The following is an 18,350-nucleotide window of genomic DNA, read 5'->3' on the forward strand; positions in this document are numbered from 1 at the left end:
TTACTACTAAAGTATGATTTTGTCACGAAAGCCTGCGCTATGGACATAACATGCTGGTCGCCCATCAAAAAACTAATTGAGTATAAAATAGGAAAACAACATGCAGAAAAAATCGTTACTTATCTCGTTAAGCGTTTGTTTTTTAACAACTACATCAATAGCGCACGCTGACTTATTTGATAAGCTAAAAAATAAATCAGAACAAGCAGCTAAAAAACTGATCAAACAAGGCGACAAAAAACAGCCATCCGCACCTGCACAGCCCACAGCTTCGGCAACAGCAACAAATAGTGACCAAACTATTAGCTTGGGCGATGGCCCAAGTGAAAATTTAACTAAGTTTACCAAGTGTGCTGGTCTTGACCTAAGTAATGTCATGGTCGGTGAATACGGCGATTACACTTTCCAACAAGGTTTCTCTACCGAAGAACGTTCAGGCCTTGTTAATCGAAGTAAGCACCAAGTGTCGAGCGACTGTATTTTGCCATCGTTAAAGCCTCTGCAAGTGGTTTATATGGAAGTCGATACCGAAAAATACGATGACATGGGCTACAACTGGACGATGCAGTGTGTACGTTCAGACAAGCCGCAGGAAGGCGTTTTGAAAGAGGCGAGAAGTGAATATCCAGTTAAAGTCACCTACTTAGCAGGTAAAGATATTATGCTGCACTGTGGTCACAGTGAAGAACACGTCGAAGCTTGTGCAGAAGGTTCTAATGGCTCGCGCAGCCGCGCTTGGGATGATGTGTTAGACAGCCGCGGTAAAACGATGTTAACTGTTTTAGCTAAGCAAAGTATGCTTGCGCCCAAAGGCGGCGAGAAACTCTATTGCCAATACTACAACAAGAAAACCAAAACTAGCTTATTTGGCTTTGAATACATAAGAACGCCTTTTAACTAAAAACGCTAGAGAGCCCCACTATCCCATACCAACTGTGGCGCAGTAATATAACGAATATAAACTGCGCCAATTTGTTAATGTCATGCATTTTGATAACGCATTTGAAATTCAAATTCCGTTTGGCCAATGACTTCAAAACCATGGCGCAAATATAAACTGCGTGCAGGGTTGTCGAACAACACGTTTAAGGTAATTGGCAGCTTTAAACTATTCGCTTTGTTCTTGACCGAATTGAGTACCTTAGCGCCAATACCTTTGTTGTGGAATTTGGGTAAAATTTGGAACTGGCGAATGTGTAAACGGTCGCTAAATCGCGCCAACTTTAACAAGCCAACGGCATTCCCGTTGACTTCAATAATCAATGAATCGCCGAAACTCTCGTGAATCCGTGATAGATGATATTGATCTGATGTGTCAAAACCGGCTTTGTTCAGGTGATCGTTCATTGAAAGCTTGCGCAAATTCAATAAAAACTCAATATCTTGCGGCTGTGCGCTGCGATAACTTAGTTTGACGCTAATTTTGTGCTCTGTCACTTTACTACCTGCAGAGTGTCTATATATTTTTATTCAGCTTACTTTATGGTTTGTAAGCCTTGATTAAACAAAGCCACTAAAGCTTCGCTCTTTGCATTACCTCTTGGGAATAACAAATGCGTTGTACCTCGGATAAACGGTCGATAGTGCACTGCCAACCGCTCGCGTTGCGAAGAATTAAATTCTTGATCAAGTAAATATGAGGCGACTATTTCCGAGACGAGAATAACGTCGACATCGCTGTTTAGCAAACGCTTAATGTTTTCTTGGTCGGAGTCGGCAAATCGAATATCCAACATCGAACGATCGGTAAGCGACCAAAACTCGCTGGTGTAGGTAAAACTGCGTATCGCACCAATGCGATAGTCAGATAAATCTAACAAGCTATGCCAGTTGTTTAAACTCTCACCTTTGCGATGCATTAAGACAATTTTTTCAAAAGAAAGCGGCTCACTGCAAATAAATTGTTGTTGTCGCTGCTGGTCGCAAAACCAAAAGGCACTGGCGTCATACACGCCACCTCGCGCAGATTCGATATTTTCTGACCAATCGACAAAGTGAAAATTCACTTCGATATCAACCGCGGCAAAGGCATCAATTATTTTTTTAGTGATAAAGCTTTCAGAGGAATTTGGTGCATGTTGATAACTAAAGGGAGGATAGCTTGAAATAACAATATCTAGTGGTTCAGCCACTGCGGTTCTTACTATGCTAAAAACTACTAATGCGAATACGGTTAACTGTCGAAACACTGCGCGATTACCTAACGTAAAATAAACTACTCTTCCATCTATCCCATACTGTTCTTCCAAGGCGCTGCTATGATAACAAATACAGTGGATATTTTCTCTACATTCGATAGAATCAGCGCTAGTTATTTATTCCACATAGTAGTTTCAACTGAATATGCACGCCATTTTCGAATACATCCCCCTTATTGTTTTTTTCGTTGTTTTTAAATTTGCAGACATTTATTGGGCAACAGGCTCACTCATAGTCACGTCTGCCCTACAAATTCTTTACTACCTCATTAAAAAAGAGCCAGTGCCGACAAGACAATGGATATTCTTCGGTTTGATTGCGGTATTTGGCAGTTTAACCATATTTTTTCATGACGATGCCTTTATCAAATGGAAAGTAACATTGATTAATGGCGTTTTTGCCATCGCATTATTAGTGTCAGATTTTGTTTTTAAGAAAAACTTAATCAAACAATTTCTCGGCGAATCGTTAACACTACCGGAGCCAATTTGGCGTCGTCTTAACCTTGCATGGGTGAGCTTTTTTGTCTTGTGTGGTGGTTTAAATCTCTATATTGCGTTTAATTTCGAACAAGAAATCTGGGTCAACTTTAAAGTGTTTGGTTTAACCATTATGACGTTTGTCTTCGCACTTGGCTCGGTCTTGTCTCTGTACAAATACTTACCGCAAGACGAAGAATCAGATAAAACCGAATAATTACCCATACTAATCGCCAATACAAACGCCAAAACAATAGGATGATTAAATGCTTTATTTAATTTACAGCGAAGACATTGAAAACAGCTTACCACTGAGAATGGAAGCAAGACCGGCTCACCTTGCTCGTTTAACTGAATTGCAAAATCAAGGTCGCTTAGTGATCGCCGGTCCATGTCCTGCCATTGACAGTGAAGACCCAGGACAAGCTGGTTTTACCGGTTCAATGGTTGTTGCAGAATTTAACAGCCTAGAAGATGCACAGGCATGGGCAGACCAAGACCCTTATGTCGACGCTGGCGTCTATCAAAAAGTCTCGGTTAAACCTTATAAAAAAGTATTACCGGCTTAATTAACATGGCTAGCTACATCACTCGCTTCGCTAAACTTGCGGTACTAACAAGCCTGCTGGCAAATTCGGCAATTGCTTATGCTGCCCAGTCATCAATGGAAAAAAAAGAAATGATGGCTGGCGATAAAACAATGCAAATGCACGATAAAAAGATGATGATGCAAACTTGTCAGCGCGATCCAAAAAAGCCAATAGAATACGGTCGTTGTCTTGATAACGAGAAATCAAAACTCGATAGGTTGTTAACTACTTGGGTTAATAATCACGTGTTTGAATTGGGAGAAACCGTCAAATCAACAGGTAGAAAGTCAGCGCTTAATATGTTCAACAAATCTCAAAAGAGTTTTGTAAATTATCGCGAAAACAATTGTCGCTGGCACTATTTAGAGCGTTTGCCACACGACGATGCCAATCTCTATTACAAAGAGTGTTATCTTCGTTTAACCCAAGAGCGCATTGACGAGCTTCAGAAACACTAATAGTTTCTGAAGCGCACTGTGTTCACTCAATAACTTAGGCCTGCTTAGGGTCGTCATCCCCCGAAAGCATTACCGCAAACCAACGCCCTTCTTCAGAGCTTTCCAGACCGATTTTAATGATCATGGTCAATGGTACAGACAGCAGCATACCGACAGTTCCCAGCAGCCAGCCCCAGAAAATTAACGATAAAAACACCACTAATGTCGACAAGCCTAAGCCTCGCCCTAAATAACGCGGTTCAACGACATTGCCCATTACGGTGTTAATGGCGAGGTAACCCAAACCAATTAAACCGGCAGCGGCAGGGCTAAGCTGTAACAATGCCAGCGACATTGCAGGTACCGCAGCAATGATAGAGCCGATATTGGGAATGTAATTCAGCAAAAATGCTAGTACGCCCCAAAGTAAGAAAAAGTCTAAATTCATCGCCCATAGCATAGTCGACACCAAAACACCGGTTGCCAAACTCACTAAAGTTTTTATTGCGAGATAGTTATTAACTGAGCTCAAAAAGCGATCAATTTGGTTTAAACGCATTTCAGGATCATCTAACGCTAAGTGTACTTTTTTCGGCAATGAAGAGGCTTCAAATAGCATGAAAATGACGGTAATGATGATTAAAAATAAATTAGCCATCACTCCACCTAACCCATTGAGCATAGTTGCGGCGAGCCCCATTGCGGCGGCAGGATCAAAATATTCAAACAACAAATCGGTCGACACCTGAATATTGTACTCGGCAAGTTTTTCAGTTAACCAAGTAAACTGCTCGGTTAGCTGTGCTCGGTACTCAGGCAGTAACTGTGAGAGCTGTGAGAGTGAGTTACCCACTAAACCGGCTATCGACAAGGCAATTGCTACGAAAATGACAATGACAGAAATCACAGCAAGCCCTTTTGGCACCCGATAACTGGTTAGTTTAGCCACTAGAGGATTACAAATAATGGCAATAAACACCGACAATAAAAACGGTACTAAAATATTGGTTGCAGTTTTAATGCCTGCAAAAATAACAAAAAGCGCCGCGGTAACAACTAACGCTTTTAAAACACTACTCGTGTTTACTTTTCCCATAATCAATCCATATCATTGCAATAGCGCTACTATACGACAAACAAAGACAACTGAGTAGCTTTCGCCACTTATATCAAAGTACTAGCTATCAAAATACTCGCTAGCAAAATGCTGACGTGAATACGTGTTAAAAGATATCAGTCGTCAGAATAAAAATAACCCGAGCACAATGGCTCGGGTTACTATCAATAAAAAGGTGTTTTGTCAGTCAGTTAATTCAAAAAGCTCGAAGTTTTACATGGTTCGACGAATAAGGGTGACACTCGACAAATTGAGTAATCGCCAGCAACTGAGTAAACCAATAAAACCAACAAAACTGGCGCCAGCAACAATGCCTAGTAACCAATAAGGCAAGTGTAAACTCACGGTCATATCAAACACTCGGCTTTGAATGACATAAACCGCAATTTCCATGGCGACACTTGCCATAAAACCTGCCAATGCGCCGAGAGCGACGAACTCGAACAAAACGCTATTACGCAGTAAACTGCCCTTGGCGCCAAGTGTTCTCAATATTGCCAGCTCGCGCTCGCGCTCTTCCATACTCGCTTGTACTTGTGCCACTAACACTAAACTGCCCGCCAAAACGACCAGTACTAAAATGAACTCAACGGCTATTGAAACCTTGTCAATAACACTGCGTAATTGGTTAATCAGGGCATCAACATCAATCATACTGATGGTTGGATACTGGCTGAGAAAGTCTTGCAGTAGCTCTTTTTTCGACGGTTCAACATACAGCGAAGTAATATAAGTGGCGGGAAAATCCGCCAGCACTTGCGGACTAAAAATCATAAAGAAATTTGGTTGCAGTGCTTGCCAGTTTACTTCCCGTACACTGGTAACGGGCACGCTGAACTCTTCACTGCCTAGCTGAAACGTCAGTGTATCGCCAACACCAATATCCAATCTTTCAGCGACGCCCTGCTCAATCGACACTTGTGTTTTTTGGTCTTGTTCAGACCACCAGCTGCCGTCAATCACCTCGTTCTCAGTTGGCAATGATGCCCGCCAAGTCAAATTTAACTCACGACCGACACCACGGCGGCCGTTATCGGCTTCTTCATCTTCTTCCTTGCTTACCCTGCGCGCGACTCGCTCGTCGTTAATCGCGGTTAAACGACCTCTAACAACTGGGTACAAACCACTAGAAACAATATTATTGTCAGATAAGAATTCGTTAACACGGTCAATTTGCTGACCGGAAATATTAACTAAAAAACGGTTGGCGGCATTATCGGGTAACTGCTGTTGCCACTCATCTATCAAGGCATTTTTCATGACCACTATCAGTAGCAATAACTTAATCGCAATGGTGAAACTGATCAGTTGAACACTGTTTTCTTTCGCTCGTCTTTGCAAATTAGCCATAGCCAAGTGCCATGACTTGCCCGCTTGGCTACCAGCTCGCCGACCTGCATTAATTAATACTCGACTGAACAAAAGTAAAATGCCCACCACGATTAAACCGCCCGCTAACAGCGCGACACTGAGCATTAAATCGCGACTAAAGACAAACAATAACGTAAACAAGGCAACAAAAGCCGGTAAATAGTTCAACCACGCCTTGCGATTTTCGTCTTGATAACCGCGCAAGATACTCAAAGGCTTAGTCGCAACCAAACTTTTCAGTGGTTCAATGGCAAATGCCAAGGCGCAAATTAATCCAGTAATAATGGCAACAATAAATGGATACCAAGCAAAGTAGTTTTCATCGAGTTCTACCTGCTCAGCCATGGCGCTAAGACCAACCTGTAATATGCCATAGCCAACGAGTAAACCAATCGAAATACTGACAATACTAAGCAGCGACCAGTGCAAACAGTACAGTTTGGTGATGTAAGCTTTTGATGCCCCCATGGCTTTAAAAATAGCAACGCTGGGCTGATGGCGCTGACTGTAACGCCTGCTGGCGACCGCTACCGCCACAGCCGCCAATACAATCCCCAACATACTGGCAAGAGATAAGTATTTTTGCGCCCGATTTAACGCGCCAGCCAATGGCGACTGTCCAGATTCGATATCAATCCAACGTTGGGTTTCGTTAACTTGAGGTTTAAGCCAGTCTTCAAAACTCTCAATCGCTGACGGCTCACCGGCAAACAAATAACTGTAGCTTAAACGGCTGCCCGGCTGCACCAGCTCGGTTTGGGCAATATCGTCAATATTGATAAAAACCTGTGGTCCAGAGGTAAAGACACTGAATGAAGCATTAGGAATTTGGCTAATCACGCCTGCCACTTTAAAAGTGGAACCCCCCACTTCAATCTCATCGCCAACACTAATTTCAAGTTGCTTTAAGCCATTTACGGCAATCCACGCCTCACCACGCGCCGGTGCATTAACGGGTTTTGCGTCGGCTAAATCGGCGCTGTCGCTTACCAGTAACTCCCCTCTTAACGGGTAAGCTGCCGACACTGCTGATAAATCAGCTAAAGCCATATTGTTGCCAGCAAAGACAATTGAAGACATTTCTAGCTGCTGAGCATGAACCACAGCATTACGCTCAGCTTCGGTCAAAATATCGGGCGCTATTGGCCTTGATGATTCCAACACTCGGTCAGCAGCAATAAAAGTTGTACTTTCATTTATCAGCGCACGTTTGATATGACTTGAAAAGCCCGACAGTGAAAACACCGCCGACACCGCTAGCACGATGGCGAGCAAAATAATGGTCAATTCACCGCGTTTGAGCTCGTGTTTTAATAACAATAGTGCGTGTTTTAGCCAGTGCTTATTGCCCTTGCTACTACTTTCAACTGATTGACTGCCAGAGCTGTTCAAAGAAGTGTTCGTCGACATCGATTGATTCCCTTAGCTCACTTGCGCAACATTGGCTAGGTCTGATGCCTGATTATCGTAGGACTCGGCAGAAGATTCGGTTAACTGGCCAGAATCCATCACCACTTGACGTTGGCAACGGGCAGCGAGTTTAGGATCATGAGTTACTAATACCAAGGTAGTGCCAAATTTCTTATTCATATCGAACAGCAACTCTGCGATGTGAAGCCCAGTGCGAGTGTCGAGGTTGCCGGTTGGTTCGTCGGCAAACAAAATATCTGGCTGAGAAATAAAGGCGCGAGCGATAGCAACCCGCTGCTGCTCACCTCCTGACAGCTGAGACGGATAATGATCTGCCCGATCAGCCAAGGCAACTTGTGCTAATAATTCCCTCGCCTTTTGCTCGGCATTAGGAATATTGGCCAGTTCAGCCGGCAGCATGACATTTTCTAGCGCGGTTAAACTATTTACCAACAAAAACTGCTGAAAGATAAAGCCGACGTATTTTGCTCTGACGGCGCTGCGCTGCTCTTCGTTTAACTGGTGCAGAGGTTGATGTTTTAAATAAACCTCGCCGGTGCTTGGTGTATCAAGGCCAGCAATGATCGACAATAACGTTGATTTACCCGAACCCGACGCGCCTACAATGGCAATTGTCTCACTGGCATTAACATCTAAGGATATAGGTTGTAAGATATTTAACGATTTTCCATCAAGCTCAACTGATTTAGTGAGTTCGCGCAATGACAATATATTTTCGGAAGCTAATTTCATGATAAAGAATACTTTTCTGTTATTAATTTTGCTGCTCAACACCCTGTTCGCAGCGAACGCTTGGGCTAAAGCCTCTATTTTATTACTAGGTGATAGCCTGAGCGCAAGCTATGGTATGAAACAAAATCAGGGCTGGGCTCACTTGCTTAATCAAGAGCTTGAAGCCCAAGAGAAACCATACACTATTGTCAATGCTAGCATAAGTGGTGAAACCACAGGCGGCGGTTTATCTCGCTTACCGGGCATATTATCGAAACAAAAAGTCGACTATTTAATCATTGAACTAGGCGGAAATGACGGCCTTCGAGGCTTCCCTCCTAACTTGATTAAAAACAATTTGTTACAAATGATCGACCTGGCTAATGCGGCAAAAGTGCCAGTTTTCCTGATGAATATACGCATTCCGCCAAATTACGGACCAAGGTACAACAAAATGTTCGGTGATGTATTTGCGCAAGTCGCCGAAGAAAAGCAAGTGCAATTGTTACCGTTTTTCATCGAGTCGGTTGCGGTTAAGTCTGAGCTGATGCAAGCAGATGGTATTCACCCAACCGTTGAAGCTCAACCGCTGATTGTCGATATTATGAAAGATCAATTGGCCGAAATAATCCCGCATTAATGCTAAAAGTGTCAGCGCTCAACCACAAGTGCTGTCTAATTTTCTTGTACAGGAAGTCGTAATATGGAATTTATTTGGATTCTGTTTGCATTTGTTTGTGGCTTGGCCGCTAAGGTCGTGTCACTGCCGCCGTCTATTGGCTACCTGCTCGCAGGCTTTGTTCTGCATTTTTTAGGTTTTAACCCAGACGCTAACTTACAGACACTAGCAGATTTAGGAATTACCCTAATGCTGTTTACTATTGGTTTAAAACTCAACGTTAAAGATTTGATTAAAACCGAAGTATGGGGCGGCGCATTAAGCCACTCGAGCTTATGGCTTATCTTTTCGCTAGTGTTAGTGAAACTATTTGCCATTATTGGCTTAAGCCAGTTTGCCAGCCTATCGCTGGCTAATGCCGCAATAATTGGTTTTGCATTGAGTTTTAGCAGCACCGTATGTGTTGTGAAGCTGCTTGAAGAACAAGGGGAAATGCGCACCCGCCACGGTAAACTCGCCATTGGTGTATTAGTTATTCAAGACATTGTTGCCGTGGCATTTTTAGTGTTAGCAACTGGTAAAACACCTTCTGTTTGGGCGTTGGCCTTGATTGGCTTGTGGTTTGTTCGCCCACTTGTCTCACTAATAATCAATAAAGTAGGTCACGGAGAACTAATTCCATTAACTGGCTTTCTCCTTGCTCTAGGGGCATACGAATTATTCGAGTTGGTAAAAATAAAAGGCGATTTGGGTGCCTTGATTATCGGTATGTTGTTAGCTTCACATCCAAAAGCAAGCGAAATCAATAAATCGCTACTCAATTTTAAAGACTTATTTTTAATTGGTTTTTTCTTACTCATTGGCTTTACCGCATTACCTACGCTAGAAATGTTGTCTATTGCGGCACTACTCACGTTAGTGTTACCCATTAAGTTTGCTGGGTTTTATTTGCTGTTTAGCGCGTTAAAGCTAAAAACGCGTACTTCTTTTCTCGCCGCACTTGCCCTTGGCAACTACAGTGAATTTGGTTTGATAGTCGCTTCACTGAGTGTTACCGCCGGCTGGCTAACCAAAGAATGGTTGGTGATCTTAGCATTGGCAGTATCACTGTCATTTGTCTTGACCAATGTTTTATATAAATACGCAGATAGTATTTTTGCCCACTGCAAAGGCAGTTTGAAACGCGCAGAGCGTTCAACTCGCCTAGCGGAAGACGTTTTTAATCAACCGTGTGACTCACCTATTGTCGTGGTTGGTTTAGGTCGAGTTGGTATGGGTGCATACCAAGCACTTGCTGAACAGGTCGGCAAACAGGTGTGGGGGCTAGATGCTGAGCGAACTAAAATTGACTGGTTAAATAGCCGAGGCTTCCAAGCTTATTTGGGCGATGCGGAAGATCGCGACTTTTGGGAGAATGTTGATTTAACCCGAGTAAAGTTAATTTTGATCGCAGTCCCGAAAGTACAAGATACGATTAATATTAATAAACAACTCAAAAAAGCAAATTACTGTGGCCAAACCGCCGCTATTGCCCGATTTGACGATGAGAGGCAAGAACTAGAAGCCTTGGGGATCGATAAAGTTTTCAACTTTTACACCGAAGCCGGTGTTGGTTTCGCTGAAGAAAGTATGGCAATGATCAAATAGATTCAGCTTCAGGCACTTGAGCTGTCGGTAAATATCGAACATTTTGCTATTTTTACTGACAGCTAAATAACTGCAATAAAGGTTCGAGATAAAGAAGTAACATTAGATATTAAATTACAGGCGAAAAAAAACCGACTTGCGTCGGTTTTTTTCTTTAGCATTAACAACGCCAAATTTAGTGGCATCCCTAAGGGGATTCGAACCCCTGTTACCGCCGTGAAAGGGCGGTGTCCTAGGCCTCTAGACGATAGGGACACAAACTTGTGTCTGCTTAATGACCTGTACATCACTAAACATAAATTTTAATTGTTGGTGGCATCCCTAAGGGGATTCGAACCCCTGTTACCGCCGTGAAAGGGCGGTGTCCTAGGCCTCTAGACGATAGGGACACAATTTACTTACTTAAGCATATTCTCAAATAAGTGATTAAGATTAAACAAAAGCTTGCGCTAATGGCCTAATTAATCTCAATTGTGTACTATATTGCTTTCGCTCAGATACACTTTTCCCAACAATGTAAAATGAGTGGCATCCCTAAGGGGATTCGAACCCCTGTTACCGCCGTGAAAGGGCGGTGTCCTAGGCCTCTAGACGATAGGGACACAATTTACTTACTTAAGCATATTCTTAAATAAGTGATTAAGATTAAACAAAAGCTTGCGCTAATGGCCTAATTAATCTCAATTGTGTACTGGCTTAGATACACGTTACTCATTTTCTTTTTACTTCCGAAGAAGTGGCATCCCTAAGGGGATTCGAACCCCTGTTACCGCCGTGAAAGGGCGGTGTCCTAGGCCTCTAGACGATAGGGACACTGTTATTTCAAAATCACTCAAAGAGTAATAATGGTGGAGCCATGCGGGATCGAACCGCAGACCTCTTCGCTGCCAGCGAAGCGCTCTCCCAGCTGAGCTATGGCCCCTTTTACAGGTACTTTCAGTGAGTGACCTAGTACTCGTTGAAAGCGAGGCGCATTCTAAGCACCCCCTGCTCTAGTGTCAACAATTATTTCGAAAAAAAAGTGTTTTTTTGTGATCTTTTTACCTGAACGTTCAATATCCCACCAAAATGATTATTTTTTGGGTTATCAAGGTCTTAGCTGAGCAAATTTACAGCAATATCAACGGCTATAGTAAGGAACTTGTCAGTAACTAACACGCATAAATAAACCGAGAACTTTTACTAATTGGTTAACTCGCTTTATTTCTCGATTAATTCTAGGTAAGGTAAAAACACTTATGATTAGAACAATAACTCAATGCAACTAGAAAACCTCAATGTTGTTGCCATAGGTGGTGGTCACGGCTTAGGACGAGTTTTATGTACCCTCTCTTTTTTAGGCAATCAACTCACAGGTATAGTGACAACAACAGATAACGGTGGCTCAACCGGCCGTTTGCGCAAGCGCAGTAGCACAATTGCTTGGGGTGATTTGCGCAATTGCTTAACGCAACTTGTCGATCCTGACTCAGTAGGTAGTCAATTATTTAATTTTCGCTTTGATGGCCAAGATGAGCTGGGTGGTCACAACTTAGGTAACCTAGTTTTATATGCACTAGGACAAATTCAATCGAGGCCGCTTGAATCTATTAAACTAGTACGCAGGATTTTGAGGGTAAAAACTCAAGTTTTACCGATGTCAGAAACTCCAACAGATTTAATGGCATTTTATCCTGAAGGTCGCTGTCGCGTCGGTGAACTGTCGGTAGATGAAATGCCGATTATGCCACAGAACTTAATGTTAGCTCCTTTAGTGAAAACTTTGCCACAAGTAACGAGCGCCATTGAACAAGCGGACTTAATCATTTTAGGACCGGGTAGCTTTTTGACCAGTGTTGTCCCACCACTGCTGGTACGCGATATCGCCAAAGCTCTGAATAAGCGCAAGGGACACTGTGTCTATATCGACAACATAGTCGCTGAAAACAGCCCTGCTTCGAACATTAGCTTAGATCAAAAGCTCGACTGGCTTGCCGATAACATTGGTTGTATGCCAATAGACTGTGTGCTGACAAATGATAACCAATTGTCGTCAGAACAAACACGAGTGGTACACCACGACTTACAAAGTGATGAAGTCAAACACCATCACGACAAAGCAAAGCTCATTAAAGCGCTTAACACTTGTATTGAACAATCAGGCTTGTTCGAACACCTCAACAAATCTTCAAGCAGCCAATAACGAACGCACATTCACCCTGAATTAATTGCACTTCACCTTGCCCTATTTGCATCTACACCATGCTTAAGGGCAAAATGACTGAGAAGATCACAGAAATCTAACAATAATTAAACAATAACCTAAAAAGACACGTAAAAAGGTTGAACCGTCATGAAAAAGTCCATTATTGCTTTGGCCGTATCAAGCGTATTACTCGCTGCTTGCGGTGAGCAAACCACAACTTCGCCAGCACCTGCCAGTTCAGAAGTTCCAGCGAAGTCGAGCACTACAACTGTTGCATCAGAATCAGAGCGCGCTAATCAGTTATTTGACCAAATTTTTGATGCAGGTGTTGATCGCAGCCCAATTTGGCAAACTTATCTCGGTTTGAAAAAAGACTACGACAAGTGGAACGATATCTCAGAGCAAAACGCTGAAAAAGAACTAGCGATTGCCAAACAAGATTTAGCAAAAGTGAAGCAGCTTGACACCTCTAAGCTAGATCCACAGACATTGGTGAGTTATCACTTACTAGTGCAGCGTTTAGAAAATCAAATTAGCGACCACCAATGGCGTCATCACAACTACCCAGTTAACCAAATGCGCGGCTTACATGCGCAAATTCCAGCCTTGTTAATCAACCAGCACAGAGTAACTGAGTTAAGTGATGCACAAGCTTATGTTTCTCGTCTCAATGGTATTAACCCGTTATTTGACCAATTAATTGAGCAACTAAAAATACGCGAACAAAAAGGCATTATTGCCCCTAAGTTTGTCTTTGCTCATGTGATTCGTGACTCAAAAAACATTTTAAATGGTGCGCCGTTCACCGATGGCGACGACAGCACTTTATTAGCTGACTTTAAACGCAAGGTAGAAAAACTTGAGCTCGACGACAGCGCTAAAGCGACCTTGATAGAAGACGCTAAAAAAGCACTCATCGAAAATGTTAAACCGGGTTACAGCAAGCTAATTACTTACGTTGAACAACTTGAGAAAAAAGCCGATACCCGCGATGGTGTTTGGAAAATGCCAAACGGCGAAGCATTTTTTAACAATGCGCTAGCCCGCACCACAACCACTGACTTAACCTCAGAGCAAATCCATCAGCTTGGTTTAGATGAGGTTGCCCGCATCCACGACGAAATGCGTGCAATTATGAAACAAGTTGAGTTTAAAGGTGATTTAAATGAATTCTTTGAATTTATGCGCAATGATCCGCAGTTCTACTACCCTGATACCGAAGAAGGTCGTCAGCGCTACCTAACTGAAGCGACTGCACTGATTGACGATATGAAAACCCGTATCGACCAGTTATTTTTAACTAAACCTAAAGCTGAGTTATTAGTTAAGCGCGTTGAAGCATTCAGAGAAAAATCTGCCGGTAAAGCTTTCTACAACCAGCCTGCTGCAGACGGCAGCCGCCCTGGTATTTATTACGCTAACCTTTACAAAATGGAAGCTATGCCGACCTACCAAATGGCAGCCTTGGCTTACCACGAAGGGGTGCCTGGCCACCATATGCAAATCGCATTAAAACAAGAACTCGAAGGCATTCCAAAATTCCGTAAGTTCGGTGGTTACACGGCTTACACCGAAGGTTGGGGTTTGTACTCGGAATTGGTACCAAAAGAAATTGGCCTCTACCAAAACCCATACGATGACTTTGGTCGTTTGGCGATGGAACTATGGCGCGCGTGTCGCTTAGTTGTCGACACAGGTATTCACAGCAAAAAATGGACGCGTGAACAAGGTATTGATTACTACGTGAGCAACACACCGAATGCAAAGTCTGACGCGGTTAAAATGGTCGAACGCCACATCGTAATGCCAAGCCAAGCAACCGCCTACAAAGTCGGCATGTTGAAAATCTTAGAGTTGCGTCAAAAAGCAAAAGATGCGCTTGCCGATAAATTTGATATTCGCCAATTCCACGACGTGATTCTAAGCCAAGGGCCAGTGCCACTGAACGTTTTGGAAGACATGGTTAATCAATATATCGACACTACCAAAAACGCTTAAAACTCGTCATACGAGTTATTAATCGCTCACTGAAAACGCCAACGCTTGCTATGCCTGCGTTGGCGTTTTGCTTAATAATTGACTTGCTATCTCAATTCACTGCAAGGGTCACTGAGCGCTTTGAACTATTATTTCTGCTTGGCGCATAGGCATAGTATCAATTAAAGCAATCACTGCTTGAAGGTTAAACTCGCTTGCTGAGTAATAGGCTTTAACGCGGCCATCTAAGCCCACTAATCGAACGCCTTGTTCACTGGCTAACTTGGTTTGCACTTCTGTAGAAAGCGACGACATTTCAATTAACTGCCCTTGGTTAAGTAATTGATAATATTTGTTATCTATGTCAGTGTAAATGATCAATTTGCGTTCACTTAACGCTTGCTGTTGCTCAATACTTTTAAGCGAATCAATTAACGGTTGCAATTGCTCTTTGTCGGCTAATTTAACCAGCAAAAGTCGATGACGCCACAAGTGATTGGCCTGATCGGCAGTGTTTTGCTGATCAGCTGTCATTTGTCCACCAACACCTGCTACTTGCTCTATCAAGATAAAGCCCGACAGTGCCAGCGCTGAAGTTGTTACTGCTAATGAGGTCAATAATCTTTGATAGGCCATGTCGTTTACCATTATCTAAAACTAAATTTTAACTAGATGATACGAACTGCCTAATAATTAAGCTCAGTTGCAGCCTGTGATCTTCAAAATTAGTTCTGCCGTAGGGTAATATGGATTAAATTTCGACCACTGACTCATGGTATGACTACTGCAATTGTTCGCGTTATATCGCTACTGCTACTGTTGTCGTTTTGCACTGTTGCTGCTGGCAACCAGCATTCAGCAAGCGGCCCACACATACGCGTGTCTTTGTTATCTGAGCATCAAAGCTTAGTGGTTGGTCAGCAACAATGGCTTGGTATTCGATTATCGCCAGAGCTTGAGTGGCATACCTATTGGCGAAATGCTGGTGATTCAGGCGAGGCCCCTAACGTTAGCTGGCAAACCAATGCCGATATCAATTTTGGCGAAATTCAATGGCCACTTCCAGAACAAATTCCTGTCGCTCACTTAGTTAATTACGGCTACAGTGGCGATATACTTCTGATGGTGCCGATAACGTTAAACTCGATCGACACTTTAAATGCGACAACTGAAAATGCCACCACAGCTAGAATTAGCGCCGAACTGTCATGGTTGGTCTGTAAAGAAGATTGTATTCCGGGTTGGGCAACCTTAACTATCGAACTACCGATTTCTGTAACTAACCATACGAGTGTCGATGCTGGGTTATTTCAACAAACCAGAAAGCGACTACCTGCCCCCCAAAAGTTAAACGGAAAATATGAAATTACCGAACAATTTCTGACGTTATCGGTAGAGCCTCCCCATTCAGCCAATTGGCAATTAATGCCTTTGCGGGCTGACTTAGTCCAACACAATCAAAAACAACAGTGGTTAGCCGATAACAACAGCAATAGCGCCAACGTATTGCTAGCGAAATCTGATTATTTTTCAGTGGTCGATGAACCACTAGAGTTTTTAATGACTGATGGCAACAATGGTTATTACCTAACCGCTCACTATAACCAAAGCCCTTCAGTAACTAACAGTGCTTACAAACCGCCTATATGGCTATTATTAGCCTTTGCCTTCATTGGCGGCTTAATACTCAATATTATGCCTTGTGTGTTGCCTGTGCTATCACTAAAAGCAATGGCGCTCGCTCACCACGCCAACAACGAACATGATTCAAACCGTTCTCTCAGCCATTGGGGCTACTTGCTTGGTATTTTAGCGAGTTTTTGGCTCTTTGCTGGTTTAATTCTGGTTCTGAAATCAGGCGGCAACGCAATTGGCTGGGGTTTTCATTTGCAAGAACCTGCTGTCATTGCTGCCCTTGCCTTTTTATTTGTTTTTATTGCGCTAATGCTCTGGGACATAGCCCCAAGTGGCGCTGGTTTTGCCAACTTGGGCAACAAACTCACTGAAGGGGTAGGATTTAGTAGCCAATTTTTTACCGGGGTGCTGGCTGTTATTGTGGCATCGCCTTGCACCGCGCCATTTATGGCAACAGCGTTAGGCGTAGCCATGGTCAGTCCTGCGCTAGATACCTTGTTAATTTTTACCGCGCTAGCACTGGGCTTTGCGCTGCCTCTGAGTCTTCTGAGCTTATCGCCACAATTTGCCAAAGCACTGCCCAAACCGGGCCCGTGGATGGAAACATTTAAACAGTTTATTGCCTTTCCCATGCTGGCAACAGTAGTGTGGCTAGTTTGGGTATTTTTAGGGCAAACCAATAGCTTGGCACAACTGATATTGCTCTGCGGCTTGCTGTTGTTTACTTTACTGATATGGTTTGCTCACAAAAGCCGCGGTAAGAAGTCATTGATAGCGCTAATACTTGCCGTAATAACCGCCATTTACATCAGTGTTAGTGCCAACAATAAGGTCAATGAAAACGCTACAAATCAGCAGCTACCATCAGCAAGGGCGAAACAAAACAGCCAACCTTACGATCCAACACTGCTCAGTGAACTGCGCAACCAGCAACAAGTCGTTATCGTCAATATGACCGCAGACTGGTGCATAACCTGTAAAGTTAACGAGCACGTCGCCTTTAAAGACCCACAACTTAACCAACTGCTGCAACAGTCAGACGTTCACTACCTCGTCGGCGACTGGACCAACAAAAACAACACTATTTTGCAGTACTTAAACCAATATCAACGATCTGGAGTACCTTTATACGTGGTATACGCTGGTTCAAAGTCAGCGCGCATACTGCCGCAAATACTAACACCAGAAATCGTGATAAACGCGATAAAGCAAGCACAACAGGAGCTTAACCATGCAAACAAATAGACGGAATACCAATAAGTGGTACAGCAGTAAATATTGGCTCATTGCCCTAGTGTCAATGGCATCATTGACCGCGACGGCGGCCGTAAAGGTTGATAAAGCGGCACCAAACTTTCAGTTAACCAATAGTCAGGGCGAGCAAGTGTCACTTGCCGACTTTAGCGGTAAATATGTTGTGCTTGAATGGACCAACCATCAATGCCCTTACGTTAAAAAGCACTACGACAGTGATAATATGCAAGCGTTACAGCGCAAATACACTGACCAAGACGTCGTCTGGTTATCTATAATTTCCTCAGCTCCGGGTAAACAAGGTCATGTCAGCCCTGATAAAGCCGAACAACTCAGTAAAAGCAGAAATGCCGCACCAAGTCATATTTTATTTGATGAAAGCGGCGAAATAGGCAAGTTGTACGGCGCCAAAACAACACCACACATGTATATTGTCGATCAACAAGGTACATTACGTTATGCTGGCGCTATCGATAGTATAAAGTCAGCTAACCCGGCAGATATTGCCAAAGCAACTAACTATGTTGATGCCAGCATGGCGAGCCTAGCCAAAGGCGAAACTATCGCGAAAAAGCTAACGCCACCGTACGGCTGTTCAATAAAGTACAAGAGCTAAAACCTCTATTTACCTTTGCAGTTAACTTTTAGTGATAACTGCAAAGGCACCGTTTTAACCCCAATGAACGCACTATAATAGG

General features: G+C 43.2%; 16 protein-coding genes and 5 tRNA genes. 10 read left to right on the forward strand and 11 right to left on the reverse strand.

Annotated features, from left to right (window positions below; translation table 11 throughout):
* The first annotated feature begins 100 nt into the window (after positions 1 to 100).
* Positions 101 to 901, forward strand: a complete 801-nt coding sequence (locus J7384_RS00345) for a hypothetical protein (RefSeq protein ID WP_209110040.1) — start codon at positions 101 to 103, stop codon at positions 899 to 901.
* Positions 902 to 981: 80 nt separating this feature from the next.
* Here J7384_RS00345 and J7384_RS00350 read toward each other — a convergent pair whose 3' ends face one another.
* Positions 982 to 1,437, reverse strand: coding sequence for a GNAT family N-acetyltransferase (locus J7384_RS00350; protein ID WP_209110042.1), 456 nt, complete (start codon positions 1,435 to 1,437; stop codon positions 982 to 984).
* Positions 1,438 to 1,475: 38 nt separating this feature from the next.
* A complete protein-coding gene (locus J7384_RS00355) occupies positions 1,476 to 2,189 on the reverse strand; it encodes a transporter substrate-binding domain-containing protein (protein ID WP_209110044.1) in 714 nt (237 codons plus the stop codon).
* Between the two features lie 154 nt (positions 2,190 to 2,343).
* Here J7384_RS00355 and J7384_RS00360 point away from each other — a divergent pair, with 154 nt between their 5' ends.
* Genes J7384_RS00360 through J7384_RS00370 form a run of 3 tightly spaced genes read left to right on the forward strand, consistent with a single transcriptional unit; the run spans position 2,344 to position 3,726 of the window.
* Positions 2,344 to 2,895 carry a septation protein A gene (locus tag J7384_RS00360; protein ID WP_209110046.1) on the forward strand — a complete coding sequence of 184 codons (552 nt, stop codon included), beginning with the start codon at positions 2,344 to 2,346 and terminating at the stop codon, positions 2,893 to 2,895.
* Positions 2,896 to 2,944: 49 nt separating this feature from the next.
* A complete protein-coding gene (locus J7384_RS00365; protein ID WP_209110048.1) occupies positions 2,945 to 3,247 on the forward strand; it encodes a YciI family protein in 303 nt (100 codons plus the stop codon).
* Between the two features lie 5 nt (positions 3,248 to 3,252).
* Positions 3,253 to 3,726: a lysozyme inhibitor LprI family protein gene (locus J7384_RS00370; protein ID WP_209110050.1), complete on the forward strand. Its 474-nt coding sequence runs from the start codon at positions 3,253 to 3,255 to the stop codon at positions 3,724 to 3,726.
* A 34-nt stretch (positions 3,727 to 3,760) separates the two neighbouring features.
* Here J7384_RS00370 and J7384_RS00375 read toward each other — a convergent pair whose 3' ends face one another.
* The 3 genes from J7384_RS00375 to J7384_RS00385 all read right to left on the reverse strand — a co-directional run bounded on the left by J7384_RS00375 (position 3,761) and on the right by J7384_RS00385 (position 8,356).
* Positions 3,761 to 4,801: an AI-2E family transporter gene (locus J7384_RS00375; protein WP_209110056.1), complete on the reverse strand. Its 1,041-nt coding sequence runs from the start codon at positions 4,799 to 4,801 to the stop codon at positions 3,761 to 3,763.
* Between the two features lie 234 nt (positions 4,802 to 5,035).
* The gene (locus tag J7384_RS00380; RefSeq protein WP_209110058.1) at positions 5,036 to 7,603 is read right to left on the reverse strand and encodes an FtsX-like permease family protein; all 2,568 of its coding nucleotides are present in this window, start codon (positions 7,601 to 7,603) and stop codon (positions 5,036 to 5,038) included.
* A gap of 12 nt (positions 7,604 to 7,615) precedes the next feature.
* Positions 7,616 to 8,356 carry an ABC transporter ATP-binding protein gene (locus tag J7384_RS00385; protein ID WP_209110059.1) on the reverse strand — a complete coding sequence of 247 codons (741 nt, stop codon included), beginning with the start codon at positions 8,354 to 8,356 and terminating at the stop codon, positions 7,616 to 7,618.
* Between J7384_RS00385 and J7384_RS00390 the strand changes: the two genes are divergently transcribed.
* Together J7384_RS00390 and J7384_RS00395 are read left to right on the forward strand one after the other, a co-directional pair.
* Positions 8,355 to 8,975: an arylesterase gene (locus J7384_RS00390; RefSeq protein ID WP_209110061.1), complete on the forward strand. Its 621-nt coding sequence runs from the start codon at positions 8,355 to 8,357 to the stop codon at positions 8,973 to 8,975. The two genes, J7384_RS00385 and J7384_RS00390, sit on opposite strands and share 2 nt — an antisense overlap.
* Positions 8,976 to 9,038: 63 nt before the next feature.
* The gene (locus tag J7384_RS00395) at positions 9,039 to 10,601 is read left to right on the forward strand and encodes a cation:proton antiporter family protein (protein WP_209110063.1); all 1,563 of its coding nucleotides are present in this window, start codon (positions 9,039 to 9,041) and stop codon (positions 10,599 to 10,601) included.
* A gap of 179 nt (positions 10,602 to 10,780) precedes the next feature.
* On the opposite strand, the gene J7384_RS00400 is transcribed toward J7384_RS00395, so the two are convergent.
* The 5 genes from J7384_RS00400 to J7384_RS00420 form a co-directional block, all read right to left on the reverse strand.
* A tRNA-Glu gene (locus tag J7384_RS00400) sits at positions 10,781 to 10,856 on the reverse strand.
* Positions 10,857 to 10,914: 58 nt separating this feature from the next.
* Positions 10,915 to 10,990, reverse strand: a tRNA-Glu gene (locus tag J7384_RS00405).
* Between the two features lie 137 nt (positions 10,991 to 11,127).
* Positions 11,128 to 11,203: transfer RNA gene (locus J7384_RS00410), tRNA-Glu, on the reverse strand.
* A gap of 135 nt (positions 11,204 to 11,338) precedes the next feature.
* A tRNA-Glu gene (locus tag J7384_RS00415) sits at positions 11,339 to 11,414 on the reverse strand.
* A 33-nt stretch (positions 11,415 to 11,447) separates the two neighbouring features.
* Positions 11,448 to 11,523: transfer RNA gene (locus tag J7384_RS00420), tRNA-Ala, on the reverse strand.
* A 336-nt stretch (positions 11,524 to 11,859) separates the two neighbouring features.
* Between J7384_RS00420 and yvcK the strand changes: the two genes are divergently transcribed.
* Positions 11,860 to 12,783, forward strand: a complete 924-nt coding sequence (gene yvcK, locus J7384_RS00425; RefSeq protein ID WP_209110068.1) for a uridine diphosphate-N-acetylglucosamine-binding protein YvcK — start codon at positions 11,860 to 11,862, stop codon at positions 12,781 to 12,783.
* Between the two features lie 150 nt (positions 12,784 to 12,933).
* Complete coding sequence (locus tag J7384_RS00430; protein ID WP_209110069.1) at positions 12,934 to 14,784, forward strand: DUF885 domain-containing protein; 1,851 nt, start codon at positions 12,934 to 12,936, stop codon at positions 14,782 to 14,784.
* Positions 14,785 to 14,892: 108 nt separating this feature from the next.
* On the opposite strand, the gene J7384_RS00435 is transcribed toward J7384_RS00430, so the two are convergent.
* Positions 14,893 to 15,399 carry a DUF4174 domain-containing protein gene (locus J7384_RS00435; protein WP_209110075.1) on the reverse strand — a complete coding sequence of 169 codons (507 nt, stop codon included), beginning with the start codon at positions 15,397 to 15,399 and terminating at the stop codon, positions 14,893 to 14,895.
* 141 nt (positions 15,400 to 15,540) lie between these two features.
* On the opposite strand from J7384_RS00435, the gene J7384_RS00440 reads away from it, so the two are divergent.
* Together J7384_RS00440 and J7384_RS00445 are read left to right on the forward strand one after the other, a co-directional pair.
* Positions 15,541 to 17,643: a protein-disulfide reductase DsbD domain-containing protein gene (locus J7384_RS00440; RefSeq protein ID WP_209110081.1), complete on the forward strand. Its 2,103-nt coding sequence runs from the start codon at positions 15,541 to 15,543 to the stop codon at positions 17,641 to 17,643.
* Positions 17,630 to 18,268 (forward strand): redoxin domain-containing protein, encoded by a 639-nt coding sequence (locus J7384_RS00445; protein ID WP_247741555.1) that lies wholly within the window; start codon positions 17,630 to 17,632, stop codon positions 18,266 to 18,268. The genes J7384_RS00440 and J7384_RS00445 overlap by 14 nt, the downstream gene beginning before the upstream one ends.
* The last annotated feature ends 82 nt before the right edge of the window (positions 18,269 to 18,350 follow it).

Origin of the sequence: Endozoicomonas sp. G2_1 (assembly GCF_017744155.1) — a bacterium.
GTDB lineage: Bacteria > Pseudomonadota > Gammaproteobacteria > Enterobacterales > Alteromonadaceae > JAGHQT01.